The sequence below is a fragment of the Aquirufa sp. genome, from assembly GCF_044377215.1.
Taxonomy (GTDB): Bacteria; Bacteroidota; Bacteroidia; order Cytophagales; family Spirosomataceae; genus Aquirufa.
Genome location: NZ_JBILJM010000037.1, coordinates 1 through 20,923 on the forward strand (window position 1 = coordinate 1; position 20,923 = coordinate 20,923).

Here is a 20,923-nt window from a genome sequence, read left to right on the forward strand (position 1 = left end):
ATCCTATTCCCAAACGCAAAAATTAACCTAGGCCTTTACATTACCAAGAAACGTCCGGACGGATTTCATGATTTAGAAACCTGTTTCGTTCACGTTCCCTGGTCCGATGTGCTCGAGATCACCGAAAGCGAGCAGTTTAGTTTCACTTCAAGCGGATTAAACATCGAAGGCCCAATCGAGAAAAACCTGTGCTTTCGTGCTTACGAAGCACTAAAAGCTGACCACAATTTCCCGCCCGTACAGATTCACCTACACAAGGTAATACCGATGGGCGCCGGACTCGGCGGAGGATCTTCCGATGCCAGCTTTACACTAAAAGGGCTGCGTGACCTTTTTAAATTGCCATTGACCGATGCACAATTAATTCCCTATGCCGCCCAACTCGGCAGTGACTGCGCCTTTTTTATAACCGAAAAAGCGCAAATCGGAACAGGAAGAGGTGAAATTCTAACGCCCATTGACTTGAATCTTGCCGGCAAATACCTCGTATTGATTTATCCTGATTTTGGCATATCTACTCAAGAAGCTTTTGCCGGAATAAAACCTAAAAAAGCTCCTATTAAAATTAGTAAAGTAATTAGCGCGCTGCCAGAAACATGGAAAGGGACCCTCTCCAATGATTTTGAAGGAAGCCTCTTTCCCAAATATCCCATACTTGCGCAAATTAAAGCAGAATTGCATGAACATGGCGCCATATATGCAGCCATGAGTGGTTCAGGTTCTACACTTTTTGGCCTATTTGACCAAGCCATCGATCTACCTGAAACCTGGAAATCCTACCCGCACTGGCATGGATTTATGCCTTAATCCTTTGCAAAAATAGCTTCCAGAGCAGATGCGCCTTGAATAACCACTTTTCCCGCAGGCAGTACTTGTTTCGGAATAATGCCAACAAACTCTTTCGTGGCACCTCGAACATCCACCGGAATTTGCTTCATCGCACCATTCGCAGTCTCCACATAAATGAAGCCTCCTTTTCCCACGCGTGCTAAGCCCGCCTGTGGTATTGTCAACATCCGCTGCGTACCTACCTGAATTTCTGCGTTCACAAACTGCCCAACCGTAAAATTGGCCTCCGCAGCCTCCGAAACAAAATGACCATGGATAGGCGTCAATCGTGTCGTTAAATCTACCTGCTTCCCCACTAAAAATACCTTGGCTTTCCCTGCAACCCCATTGCCAGTAAATTCAATCACTTGCCCCAACTTGATTTTCGCCAAATCCCGCTCAAAAACCTTTAATTCAACATGCTTATGTGCCACACCCACAATCTTGACCAACACATCCGTGGGGGACACAAATCTACCAATGGCCAACGACTGATCGTCAATATACCCTTCAATCGGCGATCTAACCGTTAGCGTAGAACTGATATTTCCCTGCGCCAACGACTTCATATCACATCCCAAAATCTCCAACTTTAACGCCAAAGACTTACTAAGTACTTGCAAATTACCTAAGTCGGCCTCCGACTGCTGAAACTTTTTCTTCGACCCCACTTCCTCCGCCTGAAGAACTTGTTGGCGCGATCGTTCAGAAACCAACAAACTCATTTGGCTTTGTGCTTGTAAATATTCTTGCTGCATTTGAATAAAATCCAAGCTCGTCAAAGTAGCCAAAATCTGCCCTTTCGCCACATGCTTGCCCGGCAATAATTCAAACGTTGATTTCACATACCCCGGAATCGGGATAGAAACAGATGCTTGTGAAATGGGTGGAACATCCACAAGGCCGGTACATGTAATGCTCTCAGACATCTCGCGCTCTTCTAATTGCCCTAAGACAATTCCAGCGCGTTGTTTTTGATCCGAATTTAATTGAATCACCGTGGGGGTTTGTGCCTCCTCAGCTATCTCCTTTTTGCCGCAACTTGCTCCAAGCACAGCGATTAATATGATGATGTACTTATTCATTGCCTAAAATAGTTTCGATTTGAATGATGGATTGGTTGTATGCCAAAACCTCTTGTAAATATTGTTCCCGAATTTGCCAAGCCTGCTGGGTATTTGCCAGCATCTCCACATATTCAATTTCGCCTTGTTGGTAACTTTTCAAAGCCGTTTTCTCGAGCCATGCCGCTTGCGCCAAACCTGTTTCTTGGTAATACTGCAAGGAGCCTACGTATTTCTCCAGCTGCGTTACGTAGCCCGAAAGCTCAGCCGTTACTTGTGCGAGGCCTTGCGTTTTTTGACTTTCAAAAACTTGTTCTTGGCTTTTTGCCGCAGCTACGCGCGCCTTTTGACCCTTCGTGAAAATAGGAATGGAAAGTCCTGCCTGCAGAAAATTCTGACCACCTTGATTTTCTATACTTTGTGTCACCACACCTACGCGAATATCGGGCATTAACTTTTGACGCTCAACGGCCGTTTGTAGTTTACCTTGTTCAATTTGTTCATTCAGCAATTGAACATAGGGGGTGTCGGACAAATCCTTGCCCTTTTTGAGTACCAGCATGCTATTTTCCAAGCCTAGAATCTCAAATGGTTCCGTGCGATTGAGCCAATAGCCAAGCTGTTGGTAATTTGCCTTCATATCCAATAAAAGCGCCTTTTGCCTTTGTTGGAACTCCCGCAATCGCGCCTCCGCAGCCACCAATTCCAACTTCCCCGTTTCCCCCTCCTTAAATTTGAGCGTAGCCGCACGCTTCATTTGGACATAAATACTATCCTGCACCTGTAAATATTCCAACTGCTTCTTTTGTAGTAAAATTTGCGAATAAGTCCATTTCACAGAAGAGAGCACTAGATTTCGAGTGATCTGCAGGCGCTTTTCTGCCAAAAGCTTTTGTGCCGTCAGCGCTTTCACTTGTGCCTTTAATAATGAAGGCCAAGGGATGCTCTGATTCGCAATCACGGTATAATCTTGACTAAAGTAGGTTTGCGTTTTTCCATACTGAAAATCCAATGTCCCCTTAGGCAATTCGCGGCCCGTGGCAATCAGGTCCTGAGCCGTTTGCACTTCCAAGCCCCCCGTTTTCAATAGTGCATTGTTTTTAGCCGCTAACTCTAAACATTGATCCAAAGATAAACGCGGTGTTTGTGCAGAAATACCAAAACCAAATAACAAGATTAAAAGGGTTAATGCAGAGGAATTCGCCTTCAATTTCCGCTCCCGACGTATCATCAAAATCGAATACACAACCGGAATCACGACCAGCGTCAAGAAAGTCGCCGTAATCAAACCGCCAATCACCACTGTAGCTAAAGGACGCTGCACCTCCGCTCCCGGGGAAGTACTCAAGGCCATCGGTAAAAATCCCAAAGAAGCCACCGAGGCTGTCATGATTACCGGTCGGAACCGCAATTCTAAGCCTTTATGCAAGCGTTCCGCCACGGAGAGTCCTTCGGAAGCCAATTGCTTAAAATAAGACAGCAAGACAATTCCGTTTAATACGGCCACACCGAACAAAGCAATAAATCCAATCCCCGCAGAAACAGAAAATGGCATCCCGCGAATCCACAAGGCAAATATTCCACCAATCGCCGATAGGGGAATAGCCAAATAAATAATTGATGCCTCCAAAAAGGATTGAAACGTAAAGAAAAGCAAGACAAAAATAAGTACCAGCGCAATTGGAACAACTAATCCCAAACGCGATTTCGCTGCCTGTAAGTTTTCAAACGTTCCCCCATACGTCACATAATATCCAGCAGGCAAGACAACTTTATCTTTCATTATCTTTTGAATATCCGCCACGACACTTTCCACATCCCGATTACGCACATTAATTCCGATGGTAATCCGGCGATGCGTATTATCGCGCGCAATCTCAACCGGTGCATTTTCAAAATCAACCTGCGCAATTTCCTGCAACGGGATCGGTGCCCCTTCAGGACGCTCCACATACAATTCCCGTAAATTCTGTATGTCCGTGCGATGCGCACTATCCATCCTAACCACCAAATCAAATCGTTTTTCGCCTTCCATCACGATTCCTGCCGTCTCTCCCGCAAAGGTCGTTTTGATGAGTTGATTTACAGTCTCAACTTCAATGCCATATTGGGCCATTTTTGTCCGATCATATTTCACGACCAACTGAGGAATACCATCGATTTGCTGCACTTTAATGTCACCCACCCCATTCACTTTACGTATGTAACGCGCCGCCTCCGTCGCATGGGAAAATAATTCCTCTAAATCCTCCCCAAAAATTTTAATGGCAATATCTGATTTCACTCCAGCGATTAACTCATTAAAGCGCATTTGGATAGGCTGGGTAAATTCGAAATTCACTTCAGGAAATGCGTTCAAGGACTCATCCATCTTCGCCTCAAGTTCCTCCATCGTCTCCGCCTTGGTCCATTCTTTCGGATCATTTAATATGATTAGTAAATCACAGGCATTAATTCCCATGGGATCCGTTGGGATTTCAGACGCACCAATGCGCGATACCACCTGCTTAATCTCATTTGGATACTCCTTCATTAATAATTTTTGCGCCTCCGTATTTACATGAATGCTTTGACTCAAAGACGCATTCGTAGGCAATATGACTTCAACTGCGAAATCCCCCTCATTCAATTCAGGAATAAATTCGCCCCCTAAGGTCGAAAAGACATAAAAACTACCGCCCAACAATAGTACAGATGCGATAACCACTTGCTTACGACGTTTCAACGCCCAATCTACAATAGGCTTATAACCGCGGTATAAGAAGTTCATGATGCGATCTGCAATTGTAATCTCATGACTAATTTTCTTATCTAGACATAAAGCCGCCATCATCGGAACATAGGTCAAGGACAAGATTAAGGCACCAACAATCGCAAAACTAACCGTTTGGGCCATCGGGCGGAACATTTTACCTTCGATACCTCCCAAAGCCATGATGGGGAAATAGACAATTAAAATGATGATCACTCCGAATGCTGCCGACTGGAATATCGCCTGCGCCGAGACATTTACTTCCTCGTCCATGGCATCTTGGCTCAGCATTTCTCCCTTTCGATGCAAGTGCAGTCGGTGAATGATTGATTCCACAATAATCACCGCACCATCCACAATCAAACCAAAATCAATAGCACCCAAACTCATCAAATTGGCCGAAACGCCAAAGATATGCATCATTGCAAACGCAAATAACAAACTCAACGGAATGACTGACGCGACAATTAATCCCGCACGCCAGTTGCCCAACAAGAGTACCAGAATAAACACGACAATTAATCCTCCCTCAATCAGGTTTTTCTCTACGGTCGAAATAGACTTCCCAATCAACACACTGCGGTCCAAAAAGGGCACAATTTTAATCCCTTGGGGCATCGTTTTTTGAATCTCATCCATGCGGACCTTTACATCCTTGACGACATTATTCGCACTTGCTCCTTTTAGCAGCAACATCACCGCACCCACAACCTCTCCTTTTCCATTCCGGGTCATCGCTCCATAGCGCATGGCTTTCCCAAATTGCACGGTCGCCACATCGCGCACGAGTACTGGCATACCACCGGGACCACGTTGGGTAACGACCACTTGCTCAATATCAGCCAGCGAGGTCAACATTCCTTCAGATCGGATAAAATAAACATCCGTACCTTTTTCTATATAACTGCCGCCCGAATTGGAATTACTATTTTGCAACGCTGTAAATACTTGATTTACCTGAATTCCCAGTGCGCGAAGGCGCTCCGGATTAACCGCCACCTCATATTGCTTCAAGTGCCCTCCGAAAGAACTAACTTCCACTACGCCTGGAATACCCAATAATTGACGTTTCACAATCCAATCTTGATAGGTGCGCAAATCAGCTAATGAATATTGATCTTCAAACGCGGGGTCAACCTCCAACGTATATTGGTAAAACTCCCCCAAACCAGTCGTAATAGGTGCCATTTCGGGAACACCGGCGCCTTTTAAGAGGTATGGCTCTGCGCCTTTCAACTTCTCGGAGACTTGTTGGCGCGCCACCTCCATCGCCACGGCATCCTCAAAAACCACGGTAATAATGGACAGTCCCATGCGCGAAACGGACCGAATATCTTTAACATTGGGAATGGTTCTAAGGGAAATCTCCAGCGGATAAGTGACAAATTTCTCTACTTCGGACGCGGCCAAGGCAGGAGATTGGGTAATCACTTGAACCTGATTAGATGTGATGTCAGGCAGGGCATCGATGGGCAGCTTACTCAAAGAATAGCCCCCCCAAGCGATTAAACCGATGACAAACAGGGATACAACCAGTTTGTTTCGAATACTAAATGAAATAATGGAATTTATCATATTGCTCGTTTAAGTAACCTAAAAAATCGAATTGATTTTTAGGCCCGGGGCGGCGCGATAACTACACGTACATACGAGAATTGGTATTGGTTTTCCCACCGAGAACGTAAACGAACAACGCACGCAAGTAAGGTAGGAATAAGGAGCATCAATGTAAAAGTAGGTAAAACATAGCCAAAAGCGCCACTCATATCAAATGCAGGAAGGGTGGGATGTTGGCTCGTTTTTGTATGATTGGAGTCAGCTGAGTAATGCAACCAAAGGAAGTCGGCAAAACTAATCCCCTCGGGACTCATTTGTTGGTGATCTTGAAAATGCTTTAGCAATTCATTGGCCTTAAAAGATTGCTCTAAACCTACCTTCGGGATAAGACTTCCCGAAAAGAAAAGGGTGAACAATAAAAGGGCTAACGCGTTTTTCATAGCTCAAATGTAGAAAAAATTCGAAATTTAATTGGATATTTAAGCTTCCATTTTAAAAATTAATGGGAGGTAGGTTAAACCCCGCGCAGGGTTTCAGAAAATATGGATGAAATAAATCTTTTGTGGCATCAGCTCACGGACTCAGAAACGATCATTCGCTCTGGCCTTCTGGTGATTACCCTCATTGTCTTTGCTGAAAACGGTTTATTTTTTGCCTTTTTCCTTCCGGGAGATTACCTCTTATTTCTCACCGGGGTTTTTGGCGGTACAGGTGTCCTTAAAGAGCCCTTATCCACCATTATGATAAGCATTTTCCTCGCGGCGGTTATCGGTTCACTTTTGGGTTATTTATTTGGTCGGTTCTTTGGAAATTCACTTCAACGCAGGCCCGATAGTTTCTTTTTTAAGAAAAAACATCTTGAGTCTACCCGTGATTTTTTTGAAAAATACGGCTTTATGGCCTTAGTTATTTCACGATTCTTGCCTGTTGTACGAACTTTTACCCCCATTTTAGCGGGCATTAGCCATATGCCTTGGTATAGTTTTATTGTACTCAATATTGTTGGCGCCGCCATGTGGGTAGGCATTTTAGTCGCAGGCGGATATTATATGGGCCAACATTTCCCTTGGATTATCAATTATGTCCAATACATCATATTGTTTTTCTTGGGGATCACTACATTTACAATTGTCAAAGGCTATTTGAAATTTAGAAAAAAAGATGATTGAGCAGTTCGGTTATGTAGCCGCATTTATTTTGGCTGGCATATTGTTTATGGCCATCGTGCTGACTTTAGCTCGGCTTATTCGCCCCAATCGGCCGAATGAGGAAAAATTGAGCACGTATGAGTCTGGCGAAGCGCCAGTTGGTAATGCAAATACCCGTTTCAATCCACGCTTTTACGTAGTCGCTTTACTATTTGTCCTTTTTGAAGTGGAGCTTGTATTCTTATTCCCTTGGGCTGTTGTATTTCGTGACAAATCACTTACTGCGGCCGCGGCTGGTTGGTCCGCCTTTGCGCTAGTTGAAATGTTAATATTTGTGGGTATTCTTGCGCTAGGACTAGCTTTTGCTTGGAAAAGAGGCTATTTAGATTGGGAAAAACCTGAAATTAAGTCTACTGATATTGAAAGCCCAGTGCCGACCGAAGCCTACGATTCCTTTCATAAAAGTTAATAAGCAGGATTCGATAAGAATATCCGATTCCTAAATTTCATCCCCAATACAATTTCGTGCGAGCCCATCGACTGACGCGCATACCCATTCGAATGTGTTTCGTACACATAAGTCAAATTCAATGCATTCGATAGATGTGCACCTACCATGATTCCGATGGCATCCTTATGCCGATACGTACCACCTACCCAGAATTGCTCATCATACTTCACGCGCATATTGGCTTCCGCCACCAGCGTCGCCCCTTTCATGTATTTGACCAAAACCGCAGGGGAATAAGTCCAATGTTCTCCAGACGTGATATCGAGGCCAGCTTGGAAAAAGACGGTGGGAGCGACCGTTCCCATCCATTGGGTGGCCCCATTTTTCTTGAAATTCAATTGTGCTAATAACCAAAGTTTTCGATCCGGATCAATCGTCTCATCTGCTGAAACCTCATCAATCAACGGATCATAAATAGCATTACGTGTTTCTTGTCCATTATCACCGCTCTTATTGGTGTAAAAGAAATCCCCAAAAACCGGTTGGTTTGCGGAAAGGCCCACATAAAATTTACGCGTGTAATATAGGGCACCTACATTGATCAACGATTGACCGCCGGAAATCCTTCCCGCAGGCAATCCGGATGAATTGGAATACGTGACAAATGGATCTCCGGCATCTCTGACATTTAAATTTGTCATGTCAAGAACCCGCTGGTAATACCCAATCGAGCCCCCCGTAGCTAATTTTCGCTCCCCACCCAAAGACAAATGATACGCATATGTACCGCTCAACGACATGCTGGTGATGGGACCAATTTGATCCGAAAGCAATTGCATGCCTACGCCCTGGTGAAAATTCACTTTGCGGGTTTTCTTGCGGATGTACGTAGGTGAATAGTTCCGACGAATCGTCTTGGACATATACGGCGTTATGCCGGTAGACGTGCGATCTGATTTGTCAAAAGCAAAATTAGCTGTTGTATAAAACGTCCGATTTGCCGTATTAATCCCTGTCCATTGCGTCCGAAAACCTGTTTGCACATCCCAATAATCCTCAAAACCTGCAAAGGCCGGGTTATACAAAAACCGATTCATCATGAATTGGGAAAACTGTGGGGTTTGTTGGGCAAACCCACAAATCGAAGCCAAGAATAAAAAAAGGATGATTAAAAATCTCATTCGCGCTTAATAGAACCACAAATTTCGGCTAAATATATTTAAATTCGTTAGAACTTTTCGGAAATATGCGGGGTTTTTAAAATTAACGCAACAACACCATTCGATATGCCCATTCAAAGCTACCCGCTACAACGCGTTCCAGGCTTCTCAAAATTACTCCTCGATTACCTAGCCGGCAAACCTGAGCTGAAACCTTTATATGGAGCAACGCCTACCTTGGAATCTTTCCGCGCCCAAATAGATCAAAAAAAATCAATTAATAGGCAGGTGCTCGTTGACGTACTTAGCGAACAATACCAAAACATTTCAGATGCCCCCAACATCGCCTGCTTAAGCGACGAAAAAACATTTACGGTGACGACTGGGCACCAGCTTAACCTGCTCACGGGTCCATTATATGTAATTTATAAATTAGTCTCTACCATTAATTTGGCCCGAAAATTACAGCAGGCCTATCCCGAGTTCAAATTTATACCTGTCTATTGGATGGCCACCGAAGACCACGATTGGGATGAGATTAACCACTTGCATTTATTCGGTAAAACATATAACTGTACAAGTAAGCAGACAGGGGCCGTTGGACGTTTTAAGACAGCCGACCTAGCTGAATTGATCAGCCAGTTACCATCAGGAATTCCAATTTTTAAAGAGGCTTACCAAAGCAGCGAAACGCTAACTGAGGCCGTACGAAAATACATGCATGCCTTGTTTGGCGCTACAGGTTTAGTCTGCATCGATGCAGATGATGCCCGATTAAAAGAATTAATTAGACCTGTGATGGAGGCGGATGTGCTCCAAAAAGCCCACCAAAAACCTGTCGAAAATACAGACGCGGAATTAGTTGGCTTAGGCTATAAGCCGCAAATTCACGCACGTGAAATCAACTTTTTCTACATGAAAGGGGGTCTTCGGGAGCGTATTGAATACAGAAACGGAAACTACCATGTGTTAAACACAGATATCCGTTTCAGCGCAGAAGCAATCAAAGCTGAGATTGCGACTCATCCGGAAAACTTCAGCCCTAATGTTGTTTTAAGGCCCTTGTATCAAGAAATGATCTTGCCAAATTTAGCTTATTTGGGAGGACCTGCTGAAGTAGGTTATTGGTTTCAGCTTAAAGAGATTTTTGATTTACATCAAGTTCCTTTCCCTATTTTACTGCCGCGAAATTTTGCGTTAATCGTTCCTCCTTTGGTAGAAAAAAGATTGGAAAAACTGGAGTTATCCATATTGGATTTATTTCAAGAGCCGCACGTACTACGGACGAAATTCATCGATAAGCACACAAAAAATTTATTGGACTTAAATGATGAGCACGAACGATTATCTACCCTAATGAACAAAATTGCTCAAAAAGCTCAGGCGATTGATGAGACATTGGAAGCCGCGGTTCTTGCAGAAGAAACGCGCTGGCAAAAAGGATTGGAACGTTTGACAAAAAAAATGCGTAAGGCAGAGGAGCGAAATCAGGAGACGGGGTTGCGCCAACTAACCGCAGTGAAGCAGGATTTATTTCCCGCGGGACAGTGGCAAGAGCGGCATACGAATTTCCTGGAATTTTATCTGTCTAATCCTGCTTTTTTAGATGCGTTATTTGCCGCATTTGATCCACTTACCTTTGAATTAACTGTACTCAATCCCTAGATGCCTGAAAAATTAGAACCCAATGCATTTGTCACGGCCGCAGCACACGGACCGATTCTTGACGTGCGTTCACCAGGCGAATTCCAACAAGCACATATTCCAGGTGCAATTTCATTTCCCCTATTTACGGATGAGGAACGGGCACGCGTTGGGACAACTTACAAACAAGTAAATAAAGATGCTGCCGTTGAACTCGGGCTTGAATTCGTTGGCCCTAAACTTGCCAAATGGGTCAAAAAAGCAAAAAAACTAGCGGTTGACAATACCGTCTACGTGCACTGCTGGCGCGGCGGCATGCGCTCTGGTAGCATGGCGTGGCTCTTGGAAACAGCCGGAATACAAGTCAAACTCCTTGAGGGGGGCTACAAAGCCTACCGAAATTTTGTCCTTTCCAAATTTGAAGAGACCATCCCTTTACGTGTTTTGGGAGGTAAAACAGGTAGCGGCAAGACCGAAATATTGCTTGAAATGCAGCGACGTGGCGTACAAGTTGTTGATTTAGAAGGCATTGCGCATCATCGAGGTTCTGCTTTTGGCCATTTAGGATTGGAGCCGCAGCCTAGCTCAGAACATTTTGAAAATATTTTGGCGAGCCAATTAATGCAAATGGATTATGCAAAGCCCATTTGGGTTGAAGATGAGAGTCGGCACATTGGAAAAGTATTTATGGGCTCATCTTTTTACGACCAATTGCGTGACGCGCCTGTCCTATTTTTGGATATTGAAGCGCAGTACCGATTACCACACTTGGTTGACGTTTATGCCCATTATCCCAAAGAAGATTTAGCGCAGGCGATTGATAAAATCAAAAAACGACTCGGAGGAGATCATTATAAAAATGCACATGAGGCATTAGAAGCGGGTAATTTTGCTGAAGTTGCTGCGATAACATTGCATTATTACGATAAAGCCTATGTGCATGGATTAGAAAATCGGGCTACCGAAAAAATTCAGCGTTTGGTGGTTGACACCTGCGAACCAATACAGCAGACGAATGCTGTCATGGCCCACCCTCTTTTTATAAACAACAGATGAACGACGCATTTTTAAACCAAATATTAGACCGACATGCGCAAACGAAGCCTTTTCCGGCGACGTCTGACATCAAGAAGCTATTTACCAAAATAGTCTTAACGCTTTTTCCGGAGCAAACACGGAAACACGTGGTGAACTTGGCCGACCTACAGCTGGTTTGGGAAAGCATCGAACATGGACTAGAAAGTATCCTGCATACGATGAGCAAAGATTTACCTGGGACGCCGCAAGAAATCACAAAAAGCTATATGGCGCGCATACCGGAGATTTATTCCTTACTTCTAACGGATGTGCAAGCGATGGTGGATGGAGATCCGGCTGCTACGACAGATTATGAAGTCATACGAACCTATCCGGGATTTTATGCGATGGCGTTTTACCGTTTGGCACGTGGATTACATCTGGAAAAGGTACCTTTGATGCCACGTATTTTAACTGAATATGCGCATTCTAAAACGGGAATTGATATACATCCTGGCGCGGATATTGGGCCTTATTTCTTCATGGACCATGGAACGGGTATTGTGATTGGCGAAACGTGCGTGATTGGCGAACGCGTAAAATTATATCAGGGAGTAACATTAGGTGCATTATCCGTTACCAAATCAATGGCCTCCACGAAACGTCACCCAACAATCGAAGATGGTGTGGTGATCTATTCAGGCGCTACGATTTTAGGTGGGGAGACCGTTGTGGGTAAAAACGCGATTATCGGTGGAAACGTATGGCTAACTCGCTCGGTCGCCCCCAATACCAAAATTTACCACCAAGAGAATTTAAAAGTAATCGAAGAATAGGATGTCTACATTATTGGATTTAGTGGGCAACACGCCGCTTGTTGAACTAACAAAATTGCATGCGAATCCGCGCGTACGCATCCTTGGTAAACTTGAGGGAAATAATCCCGGGGGTTCGGTGAAGGATCGCGCGGCCAAAAACATGATTGAATCCGCTTTGGCACGAGGAGAAATTAAGGCGGGGACTAAATTAATTGAGGCAACTTCGGGCAACACGGGCATCGCCCTAGCGATGATTGCTCGGTTGTTTGGACTGGAGATCGAACTGGCAATGCCTTCGAATTCCACCCGAGAGCGCATACTAACGATGGAAGCTTTTGGTGCTAAAGTAACGCTAACTGAAAGTATCGAATCTGCCCGAGATTATGCGGTAGAAAAGGCTGCCTCAGGCGAATATATTTTATTGAATCAATTCGAAAATCCGGATAATTATTTGGCCCATTACAAAACGACAGGCCCCGAAATTTTTCGTGATACGGATGGGAAAATCACCCATTTCGTGAGTTCGATGGGGACAACCGGAACCATCATGGGGACGTCGATGTACCTAAAAGAGCAAAATCCCGCGATTCAAATTGTAGGTTGTCAGCCCACCGAGGGCTCTAAAATTCCGGGGATTCGTCGGTGGCCGATTGCATACCGACCAAAAATTTACCAACCGGAACGTGTGGATCGGATTATGGATATTTCGGAGGAAGAGGCGACAATTATGACGCGCCGACTAGCACGCGAAGAAGGTGTATTTGGTGGGATGAGTAGTGGTGGCGGTGTGGCTGCAAGTGTCCGGTTGGCTTCAGAACTTGAAGAAGGCTTGATCGTATGCATTATTTGCGACCGAGGGGATCGCTATTTATCGAGCGGTTTATTTGGGGAGTAGGATCCCGACCAATTGATAACGCGTAGGCGAACCCCAGCGCATCTGCTGTGTGCCTTCGATGGAATAGGTTTGCACCTTACCATCCGAAAAATTCATGTGCATTTTCTTCTGCGTGTCAAATAGGAAATTCGTCTGAGACATCTCAATTTCAATGGATGCAGGACGATCGAGGGCGTCCAACTGGATCTTCAATTTTTTCACGGGTAATTTTTCTCCAATCTTTAAGGAGTACCAACGAAACCCATCATCAGATAGATTGTCATAGCTTTTATCAAAAGCCGGTTTATTTAAATCAGACTCAATAAAGAGCGCCCATTCCTTTTCCCACGCCAAATCTGACAGGACCTTAACCTCTGATTTCCCATCCAAAATCACGGTTTTATGAACCCGCTTAGGATGTTTTTGCAACTGAACAATTTCTTGCTGCAAATAGGTCGCTAGGGGAAAATAAAGTTGTTTTTGCGTAGGGGCAGATTCTTCCTGACAGGCACTAATCATCCACAAAAAAGGGAGGAGAACAAACAGAAAACGAATGCGGGATTGAATTTGCATAACGGGCATAAAGGTAAAGAAAAAATCCTTGAAGTCGGCCGACTCCAAGGATCGTTCACTCAAGCGGTTAGCATTTCCTCAATGGGAATACTGAGTACTTTTGTCAGATTAAATAATTTTTTTGCGTTTGGATAATGTTTCCCAGACTCCCAATAATTATAGGCACTTTGACTGACGCCTACGGCTCGGGCGACTTGATTCTGGGTTAATTTTTTCGATTGCCGCGATTTAATCAACAGCACCGAAAAGAGATGTTTGGTTTTCATATATTAGTTGGGTTAGGTAATAATTTCAAGGAAGATGAATGCTAGTTTCGAATAAACCAATCATTTGACATAAAAATACCAATTAATATAAGCTTACTTATAGCGCCTGTCGCTACGTTGCACGGGAATGCACTGCAATGACAGCATCTGTCGCAATGAGAAAGGGCAAAAAAAAGGTCGGCGAGAAATTCCCGCCGACCTTTTTCCAACATAAACTTGATTACAAATTTCGTTTTTTCAATTCACTAACAGCGAAATCGGCTGCACGAGCTGTCATCGCCATATACGTTAATGAAGGATTCACGCAAGAGGCAGATGCCATCGCGGCGCCGTCTGTCATGAATACGTTTTTCACCTCGTGTACTTGGTTATTTTTATTTACGATGGAATTCTTTACTGAAGTCCCCATACGTGCCGTACCCATTTCATGGATTCCCAACCCGATATGCGTATTTTGGCCATTGTAAGCTTTGATATTTTTGAACCCGGCTGCCTCTAGCATTTCGGCAGCGTCATTCATCATGTCTAAACGCATTTTCAATTCATTTTCACCAAAATTCGCTTCAAACGAAAGAACAGGTAAACCCCACTTATCTTTTTGGTCACTAAGCGTGAAACGGTTATTGGGATCTGGTAAAATCTCACCAAAACCACCAAAACCTACCGTCCATTGGCCTGGATGTGTTAAGCTTTCTTTGAAATCAGCCCCAAAACCATCTTGGCTTACGCCTCGGCCCCAGCCTTCCCGACTAGCGCCACCTTGGTAACCAAAACCGCGTGAATATCCACGCTTATCCTTGCCCCAGTTGCGGTAGCGGGGAATGTATAAGCCGTTTGGACGACTACCAAACATATAGTCTTTATTGAATCCATCGACGGTTGCACTTGCGCCAACTCCCAAATGGTGATCCATGATGTTACGGCCTAATTGGTCCGAATCATTCCCTAAACCATTTTGATAGCGGTTCGATTTCGAGTTCATTAAGATTGACGTAGAACCAATCGCTCCCGCATTCACGAAAATTATTTTCGCAAAATACTCTTTGGACTCGAGCGTATTTTGATCAATTACGCGAACTCCCTTTGCTTTTTGTGATTTCTCATCGTAGATAAGTTCGGAAACAATGGCGTTGTGAATCATCGTCAAACGGCCCGTACGTTGTGCCGCAGGCAAAGTCGCCGAAAGTGAACTGAAATACGCGCCATAAGGACAGCCGCGCATACATTTGTTTCGGTAATTACACGATGACCGACCTAAATCTGTTTGTTGCTTCCCCGGTTTTGTTAAGTGAGCTACGCGGCCAACCGTCACGGGACGACCTAATTTTTTGTTCACTTCATTTTTAAAATGCACCTCGGGAGCAGTCATTTGCATGGCTGGCTGAAAATCAGAATCAGGCAAGACATCTAAGCCTTCTGCTTGACCTGAAATACCGGCAAACTTCTCTACATAAGAATACCAGGGTGCTAAATCATCATAGTTAATAGGCCATGGCGTTCCGATTCCCTCTTTCTCGTTGGCCAAGAAATCCTCTCTGTTCCAACGGTACGTTTGGCGACCCCATAACAACGATTTACCTCCCGTGTGGTAGGCGCGAATCCAGTCGAATCCGCCTTTTTTCTCGATGTATGGATTTTGCTTATCGTTTTCGAATAGGTAACGGTGCTCTTCGTTCACCGTGTATCCGGTGCGCATTCCTGCCCAATATTCCTCGGCAGCCATGTTGCTAGGCCGACCGCGGTGGTCGAATTCCCATGGATTTTTATTTGCTGTTTCGTAGCCTTCGATGTGTTTGATCTCGCGACCACGTTCCATCACGGCAACTTTAAGTCCTTTTTCAGTTAATTCTTTCGCGGCCCAACCACCCGAGATTCCGGATCCGATGACAATAGCGTCAAACGTTTGGGTCTTGATTGCATCTATATTTAGATTCATTTTTTGTGTCGTTTGGGATTAATAAGCGAATGATTTTTGATCCGGCTTCATGTCGGAAATAACTTCAAAACGGCCTGGAACCGGTTCGTAAACGAAGGAAGCTTGTATGCCTTTTTCGGATGTATAGTAGCCCAACATCGTTAACTCTTTCATCACGCGCCAGAATGGAACACCGCCCGCGCCTTCTAAAACATCTTTGTCTACGTTGTCGCCCACCTTCACTTTGCTCGCAGAATAGCTTCGCATTAATTCTTTGGTGTCTGCTTCTAACAATGTCAACATCGCTATTTGGGCATCGCTTGATTGGTTCAGGAATTTAGCTTTTGCCAAATTATCTACCCCTTTTTTGAAACTAACGTGTTCTGGTTTTTTGTAGCAATCATTCAGCATCATTTCGATGAAGGCAGGAACGCCAGCATCAATTGCGCCAGCCGTTGTTGTTTTCGGAATAATGTGTTCAGCGACAGCAGCGACGATATTACGTTGTATGTCGGTCAGCGAAAATGTACCCGGTTCAGCAATTAGGCCGGCATTTTTTGCCTCCATGGCGAAAAGGGTTGGTGCGCTAAATACACCGCCCACTAACATCGCAATGCGGGAGACAGCATCTCTTCTCTTAAGCATAGTTATTAAGTTAAATTGTTTAGGCCAAATGCCTAAATCAGGTTGAGTTTTGACAAGTGACAAAATTAATCAGTTTCTTCGTTTTTCAAGGAAATATTTAGCTTTTTCATGCTATAACACTAAATCTGCCGATTAGTTAAATCGTTATTTATCAATTAGATGGCTATTTTTATCAGTTTAACAATAGGATTTTAGCGCGTTTTTTGTGTTTTTTGTGTCGCGACGAGCGGCGAGACACGCTGCCGACGTCCCACTTAAATTTTCGTTTATGCAAGAAAGTGCGCCTATTTTTGATAATAATAAAATACCCGTTAAGAAGCTTTGGCAAGTGATTATCGCCTCATCCGTGGGCACCGTGATTGAGTGGTATGATTTCTATATTTTCGGCAGTTTATCAGCCATCATCTCCCTTTCCTTTTTTCCTAAAGAAGACCCAACGGCCGCGTTTATTTCAACGTTGGCTGCTTTTGGCGCGGGCTTTGTGGCTCGGCCATTTGGTGGGGTGATTTTTGGTAGATTAGGCGATCGCATTGGTCGGAAATACACCTTTTTATTGACCCTCCTCCTCATGGGCGGATCCACATTCGCGATTGCGTTCATTCCTTCTTACTCGGAAATCGGCCTAGTAGCTCCGGCCATTTTACTTCTACTTCGCATTATTCAGGGATTGGCATTGGGTGGTGAGTATGGCGGCGCGGCTACGTATGTGGCTGAATATGCCCCAGATGCGGAGCGCGGAAAATATACGGCTTACATTCAGACGACAGCAACACTTGGATTTTTCGTGTCCATCATCGTGATTTTGGTATCGCAAAAATTGATGGGAGATGCCGTATTTCGGGATTGGGGCTGGCGTGTACCTTTCGCCTTATCTGGTATTTTGGTGATCGTCTCCTATTTTATTCGTCGGAACATGCACGAATCTCCCCTGTTTTCGAAGTTGAAAGCGGAGGGTCGCTTATCTGAAAATCCATTGAAGGAAGCGTTTGCGAGTAAAGAAAATCGCCGACTGATGTTGGTGGCCATGTTTGGTGCGATTGTGGGCCAAGGGGTGGTTTGGCACACGGGCCAATTTTACGCACAGATCTTTATCAATAAAATTTTAAAGGTGGACTTTACGACAACGAATCTCATCATTGCGGCTTCGCTTGTCATCGGAACTCCGCTTTTCGTGTATTTTGGTAGTCTATCGGATCTCATTGGTCGGAAAAAGGTGATGCTGGGCGGAATGGCTCTAGCTGCTATTTTCTACTATCCACTCTTCGCGTGGATGTCGGACATCGTAGATAAAGAAGGAACCCTCGTAGGTGACGCCTATTTCTTAACGATGACGGGTAAAGTGCAATTGGCCTTTATTTGTACCTGCTTGGTCACGTTTGCCGCCATGGCTTATGGTCCAATTGCCGCATTTTTAGTTGAATTATTCCCTACCAAAATTCGATATACCTCACTCTCCATCCCCTATCACTTTGCGAATGGGGTATTTGGCGGTTGCGCGCCATTTGTGGCAACGTGGTTAGGCGCCGTGACGCATTCTAATTTTGCGGGGCTTTTCTATCCGATCGGACTCGCTGCCATGACCGTAATTATAGGGGTCATTTATTTGCCAGAGACGAAGGGAAAGGCGTTAATGGATTAATTAGACGCTGGACATCAGACGTTAGACGTTGGACCTGTATTTGTGGAAACGCTACACTTCGCGTCTTTACATTATCTGATTGAACTCAATGATTTCTCCAGATGGCCCTTTAACATTAAAGAAACGGGTGCCATTTTTCCAGAATTGTAAAAAGGTAGGCGTGGCCTCCAAGATTTCAAATCCGGCTTTTTTTAACGTTTCGAACGCATGGTCCACATCAGCCACATCGATGGCAAAATGATCCACGTGCCCATTTTTGCGTTGCTTAATTTCAGCTAATTGCTTCGCAGGCATTTGGTATAATTCAACAATCACCTCGTGATTTTTCATCATCACGCATGTGCCAAAACCACCGTCAAACTCGAAGGGAGATTCCATCACATTTTCAAAACCAAGGCGCTCGTAAAAAGGAATGGAAACTTCCAGGTCGTGCGCAGGAATACCGATATGCTGGATTTTATGGATAAAATCGATTTTCATAGGTGTTTTCATTTGGTTTGAAACACCTAAAATAAGGCTAATTATTTTAGCACAGGGCGTGCGTAGGGTAATTTTTGCACCAAATTCATGTCATAGTAGGCCGATAACCCCAACGATGCCACGCTGCCTGCTTCGTCCAAATTCAAAAACCCGTCGGCATCCATACAAGCCGGATCCACAAATGCATGTTGCAAAGAACCAATCACCAAAAACGTGTTGTTCAGTTCAATGGGAATAATTTGCTCCAATTTCATGGCGTATTGCACAGGGCTTCCGCCAACGAACGGCACGGGAAAGTCGGCCTGATACATTGGTTCTAAACCCACTTCCGCAAATTCATTCACGCCATCGGCGTATTTGGCACTGGTCTGATGTGCTTGGGAAATTTGGTCTACTGAAATGTGATTGATCGTATAAAATCCTGTCGCCTCAATATTACGCAAGGTATGCGGCGCGGCCTCCAGCGGACGATTCACGAAAGCGATCAAGGCAGGATCTGCGCCGAGGTGCACGATATTACTAAAGATGGCGAGGTTGAGATTTTGGTCTTTATCCTGCGAAGCAATCAATGAGGCACTTTTAAAGCCAGATAGGGAATTCACGAAGTTGGCCCGGGTAAAGCGATCCCAATCCGCCAAATCAGCTAAAGAAAAATGTTTCATGTTTATCTAACGCGTTACCGCCCATTTTGTTTACACTTTCACGGTCGACCCCAAATAAGTCAAATCTCGAAAAACATGTAGGTAGACAACGCGGTTTTGCTGTGGTAAATCAGTTAATTTGTAGCTAAAGCTAAAAAAATGATTTTAATAAATATCGCCTTGGCCATGCTGAGCTATCAAACACCGGATTCGTCCACCGTAAATCTGCTCGTAGGTTCATATACGCGCCAAGGAAATCCCGGCATCGAGATTATCGATCCGCAAACCCGAAAAATGGTACACGCCGTAGCGCAGTCACAGGCTTCTTTTCAGGCCTTATCGAAGGACCAACAATACCTCTTTTCAGTCCACGAGGAAATAGACGGCAAAGGCGCAATTAGCTCCTATAAGCAAGAAAAGGGCACTTTTTCGCGTCTGAGTACCCAGTTGACACAAGGAGACGCTCCTTGTTACGTCCTTTTTCGCGACGCCAGTCAAACCGTTTATGTTGCTAATTACATGGGAGGGAACTTAAGTGTATTCCAAAGCCAAGGGGGAATCCTACAGCCGATCAGCCAAAACATCATCTACCCGAAACCGAGTAAAGCACACATGGCGGTAATTATGCCGGATGGAGGCCAATTGGTCGTTACGGATTTGGCGGCGGATAAAATACATGTGCATGCGTTACTCGCTAATGGTCTTGTGGCGACGCAATATGAGGATGTGGAATTGCCGAAAGGGACGGGGCCGCGGCATATGGTATTTAATAAATCGGGGGATATCGCTTATGTGCTCGGGGAATTGAGCGGGACGGTAGATGTTTTTCGTATTTATGCGAATGAATTTACGCACCTGCAACGGATTGTGATAGACCAAAGCGTTGGAAATCCGAACCACGCAAGTGCAGATTTGCACCTGTCGCCTGACGGAAAATGGTTGTTGGCCTCTAACCGCAAAACTCAAAATTCCATTCGCGTATTAGCCGTTTTACCTTCCGGTGAATTGCGTGACCATAAAGAATATGTCGTCGGCAAGATGCCTCGAAACTTTCAGTTTGACCCGAGTGGGCGATTTGTTTATGTGGCGTGCCAAGGGGAAAATCGCATTCAAAAGTTTGCATTTACTAATGGCGAACTAACTGATAACCAAGAGGACATCGAGGTGAAGCAGCCGGTGGCCCTCTTGTTTTTGAAGAAATAAAAAAGACGCGAAGGAATTAGACGCTAGACGTCAGACGTTGGACGTTAGTCCGGAGTCTATAGTCCGAAGTCGAATTGTAGAGACGCAATACGTTGCGTCTTTTTTAAATAGACGCGAGGTATGAGGTGCACCCATTTTATTGGACAAAATTAAACAATAGATTTGACATAATGAGCTCGGTATTCTACTGGGCTCATTCCATTTAGATTCATTTTTATTCGTTCATGATTATAGTATTTAAGGTAGCT

The 20,923-nt window shown here is 44.6% G+C and carries 20 protein-coding genes; 9 read left to right on the plus strand and 11 right to left on the minus strand.

The window, feature by feature from the left end; all coding sequences use genetic code 11:
* On the plus strand, window positions 1–807 hold an 807-nt coding region (gene ispE / locus ACIQ6T_RS09880; protein ID WP_395785920.1), incomplete at its 5' end, for a 4-(cytidine 5'-diphospho)-2-C-methyl-D-erythritol kinase.
* Here the strand turns inward: ispE and ACIQ6T_RS09885 are convergent.
* From ACIQ6T_RS09885 to ACIQ6T_RS09895, 3 genes are read right to left on the minus strand one after another with little or no spacing between them, the layout of a single operon-like run.
* Entirely contained in the window at window positions 804–1,913 is a 1,110-nt protein-coding gene (locus ACIQ6T_RS09885; RefSeq protein WP_395785922.1) for an efflux RND transporter periplasmic adaptor subunit, read from the minus strand. The genes ispE and ACIQ6T_RS09885 overlap by 4 nt on opposite strands.
* Entirely contained in the window at window positions 1,906–6,219 is a 4,314-nt protein-coding gene (locus ACIQ6T_RS09890) for a CusA/CzcA family heavy metal efflux RND transporter (protein ID WP_395785924.1), read from the minus strand. The genes ACIQ6T_RS09885 and ACIQ6T_RS09890 overlap by 8 nt, the downstream gene beginning before the upstream one ends.
* 38 nt (window positions 6,220–6,257) lie before the next feature.
* Window positions 6,258–6,641 (minus strand): hypothetical protein, encoded by a 384-nt coding sequence (locus ACIQ6T_RS09895; RefSeq protein WP_395785926.1) that lies wholly within the window; start codon window positions 6,639–6,641, stop codon window positions 6,258–6,260.
* Window positions 6,642–6,743: 102 nt separating this feature from the next.
* Between ACIQ6T_RS09895 and ACIQ6T_RS09900 the strand changes: the two genes are divergently transcribed.
* Both ACIQ6T_RS09900 and ACIQ6T_RS09905 read left to right on the plus strand, forming a co-directional pair.
* The gene (locus ACIQ6T_RS09900) at window positions 6,744–7,370 is read left to right on the plus strand and encodes a DedA family protein (RefSeq protein WP_395785928.1); all 627 of its coding nucleotides are present in this window, start codon (window positions 6,744–6,746) and stop codon (window positions 7,368–7,370) included.
* Window positions 7,363–7,818: an NADH-quinone oxidoreductase subunit A gene (locus ACIQ6T_RS09905; protein WP_395785930.1), complete on the plus strand. Its 456-nt coding sequence runs from the start codon at window positions 7,363–7,365 to the stop codon at window positions 7,816–7,818. The genes ACIQ6T_RS09900 and ACIQ6T_RS09905 overlap by 8 nt, the downstream gene beginning before the upstream one ends.
* Here the strand turns inward: ACIQ6T_RS09905 and ACIQ6T_RS09910 are convergent.
* The gene (locus ACIQ6T_RS09910) at window positions 7,815–8,981 is read right to left on the minus strand and encodes a PorP/SprF family type IX secretion system membrane protein (protein WP_395785932.1); all 1,167 of its coding nucleotides are present in this window, start codon (window positions 8,979–8,981) and stop codon (window positions 7,815–7,817) included. The genes ACIQ6T_RS09905 and ACIQ6T_RS09910 overlap by 4 nt on opposite strands.
* Window positions 8,982–9,086: 105 nt before the next feature.
* On the opposite strand from ACIQ6T_RS09910, the gene bshC reads away from it, so the two are divergent.
* From bshC to cysM, 4 genes are read left to right on the plus strand one after another with little or no spacing between them, the layout of a single operon-like run.
* A complete protein-coding gene (gene bshC / locus ACIQ6T_RS09915) occupies window positions 9,087–10,625 on the plus strand; it encodes a bacillithiol biosynthesis cysteine-adding enzyme BshC (RefSeq protein WP_395785934.1) in 1,539 nt (512 codons plus the stop codon).
* Window positions 10,626–11,660: a tRNA 2-selenouridine(34) synthase MnmH gene (gene mnmH / locus ACIQ6T_RS09920; protein ID WP_395785936.1), complete on the plus strand. Its 1,035-nt coding sequence runs from the start codon at window positions 10,626–10,628 to the stop codon at window positions 11,658–11,660.
* Entirely contained in the window at window positions 11,657–12,457 is an 801-nt protein-coding gene (locus ACIQ6T_RS09925) for a serine O-acetyltransferase (RefSeq protein ID WP_395785938.1), read from the plus strand. The genes mnmH and ACIQ6T_RS09925 overlap by 4 nt, the downstream gene beginning before the upstream one ends.
* A 1-nt stretch (window position 12,458) precedes the next feature.
* Entirely contained in the window at window positions 12,459–13,334 is an 876-nt protein-coding gene (gene cysM, locus ACIQ6T_RS09930) for a cysteine synthase CysM (RefSeq protein WP_395785940.1), read from the plus strand.
* Here the strand turns inward: cysM and ACIQ6T_RS09935 are convergent.
* The 4 genes from ACIQ6T_RS09935 to ACIQ6T_RS09950 all read right to left on the minus strand — a co-directional run bounded on the left by ACIQ6T_RS09935 (window position 13,320) and on the right by ACIQ6T_RS09950 (window position 16,712).
* On the minus strand, window positions 13,320–13,949 hold the full coding sequence (locus ACIQ6T_RS09935; protein ID WP_395785942.1) for a hypothetical protein: 630 nt from the start codon (window positions 13,947–13,949) through the stop codon (window positions 13,320–13,322). The two genes, cysM and ACIQ6T_RS09935, sit on opposite strands and share 15 nt — an antisense overlap.
* Window positions 13,946–14,152 carry a helix-turn-helix transcriptional regulator gene (locus ACIQ6T_RS09940; RefSeq protein WP_395785944.1) on the minus strand — a complete coding sequence of 69 codons (207 nt, stop codon included), beginning with the start codon at window positions 14,150–14,152 and terminating at the stop codon, window positions 13,946–13,948. Before ACIQ6T_RS09940 ends, ACIQ6T_RS09935 begins: the two co-directional genes overlap by 4 nt.
* A gap of 220 nt (window positions 14,153–14,372) precedes the next feature.
* Entirely contained in the window at window positions 14,373–16,088 is a 1,716-nt protein-coding gene (locus ACIQ6T_RS09945) for a GMC oxidoreductase (protein ID WP_395785946.1), read from the minus strand.
* Window positions 16,089–16,106: 18 nt separating this feature from the next.
* Window positions 16,107–16,712 carry a gluconate 2-dehydrogenase subunit 3 family protein gene (locus tag ACIQ6T_RS09950; protein WP_395785948.1) on the minus strand — a complete coding sequence of 202 codons (606 nt, stop codon included), beginning with the start codon at window positions 16,710–16,712 and terminating at the stop codon, window positions 16,107–16,109.
* 268 nt (window positions 16,713–16,980) lie between these two features.
* Between ACIQ6T_RS09950 and ACIQ6T_RS09955 the strand changes: the two genes are divergently transcribed.
* A complete protein-coding gene (locus ACIQ6T_RS09955; RefSeq protein WP_395785950.1) occupies window positions 16,981–18,351 on the plus strand; it encodes an MFS transporter in 1,371 nt (456 codons plus the stop codon).
* A gap of 66 nt (window positions 18,352–18,417) precedes the next feature.
* Here the strand turns inward: ACIQ6T_RS09955 and ACIQ6T_RS09960 are convergent, their stop codons facing one another.
* Window positions 18,418–18,843: a VOC family protein gene (locus ACIQ6T_RS09960; RefSeq protein ID WP_395785952.1), complete on the minus strand. Its 426-nt coding sequence runs from the start codon at window positions 18,841–18,843 to the stop codon at window positions 18,418–18,420.
* Between the two features lie 29 nt (window positions 18,844–18,872).
* Complete coding sequence (locus tag ACIQ6T_RS09965) at window positions 18,873–19,493, minus strand: flavin reductase family protein (RefSeq protein ID WP_395785954.1); 621 nt, start codon at window positions 19,491–19,493, stop codon at window positions 18,873–18,875.
* Between the two features lie 138 nt (window positions 19,494–19,631).
* On the opposite strand from ACIQ6T_RS09965, the gene ACIQ6T_RS09970 reads away from it, so the two are divergent.
* Complete coding sequence (locus tag ACIQ6T_RS09970) at window positions 19,632–20,675, plus strand: lactonase family protein (protein ID WP_395785956.1); 1,044 nt, start codon at window positions 19,632–19,634, stop codon at window positions 20,673–20,675.
* Window positions 20,676–20,824: 149 nt separating this feature from the next.
* On the opposite strand, the gene ACIQ6T_RS09975 is transcribed toward ACIQ6T_RS09970, so the two are convergent.
* A partial coding sequence (locus ACIQ6T_RS09975; RefSeq protein WP_395784421.1) for an IS3 family transposase occupies window positions 20,825–20,923 on the minus strand: 99 nt, incomplete at its 5' end.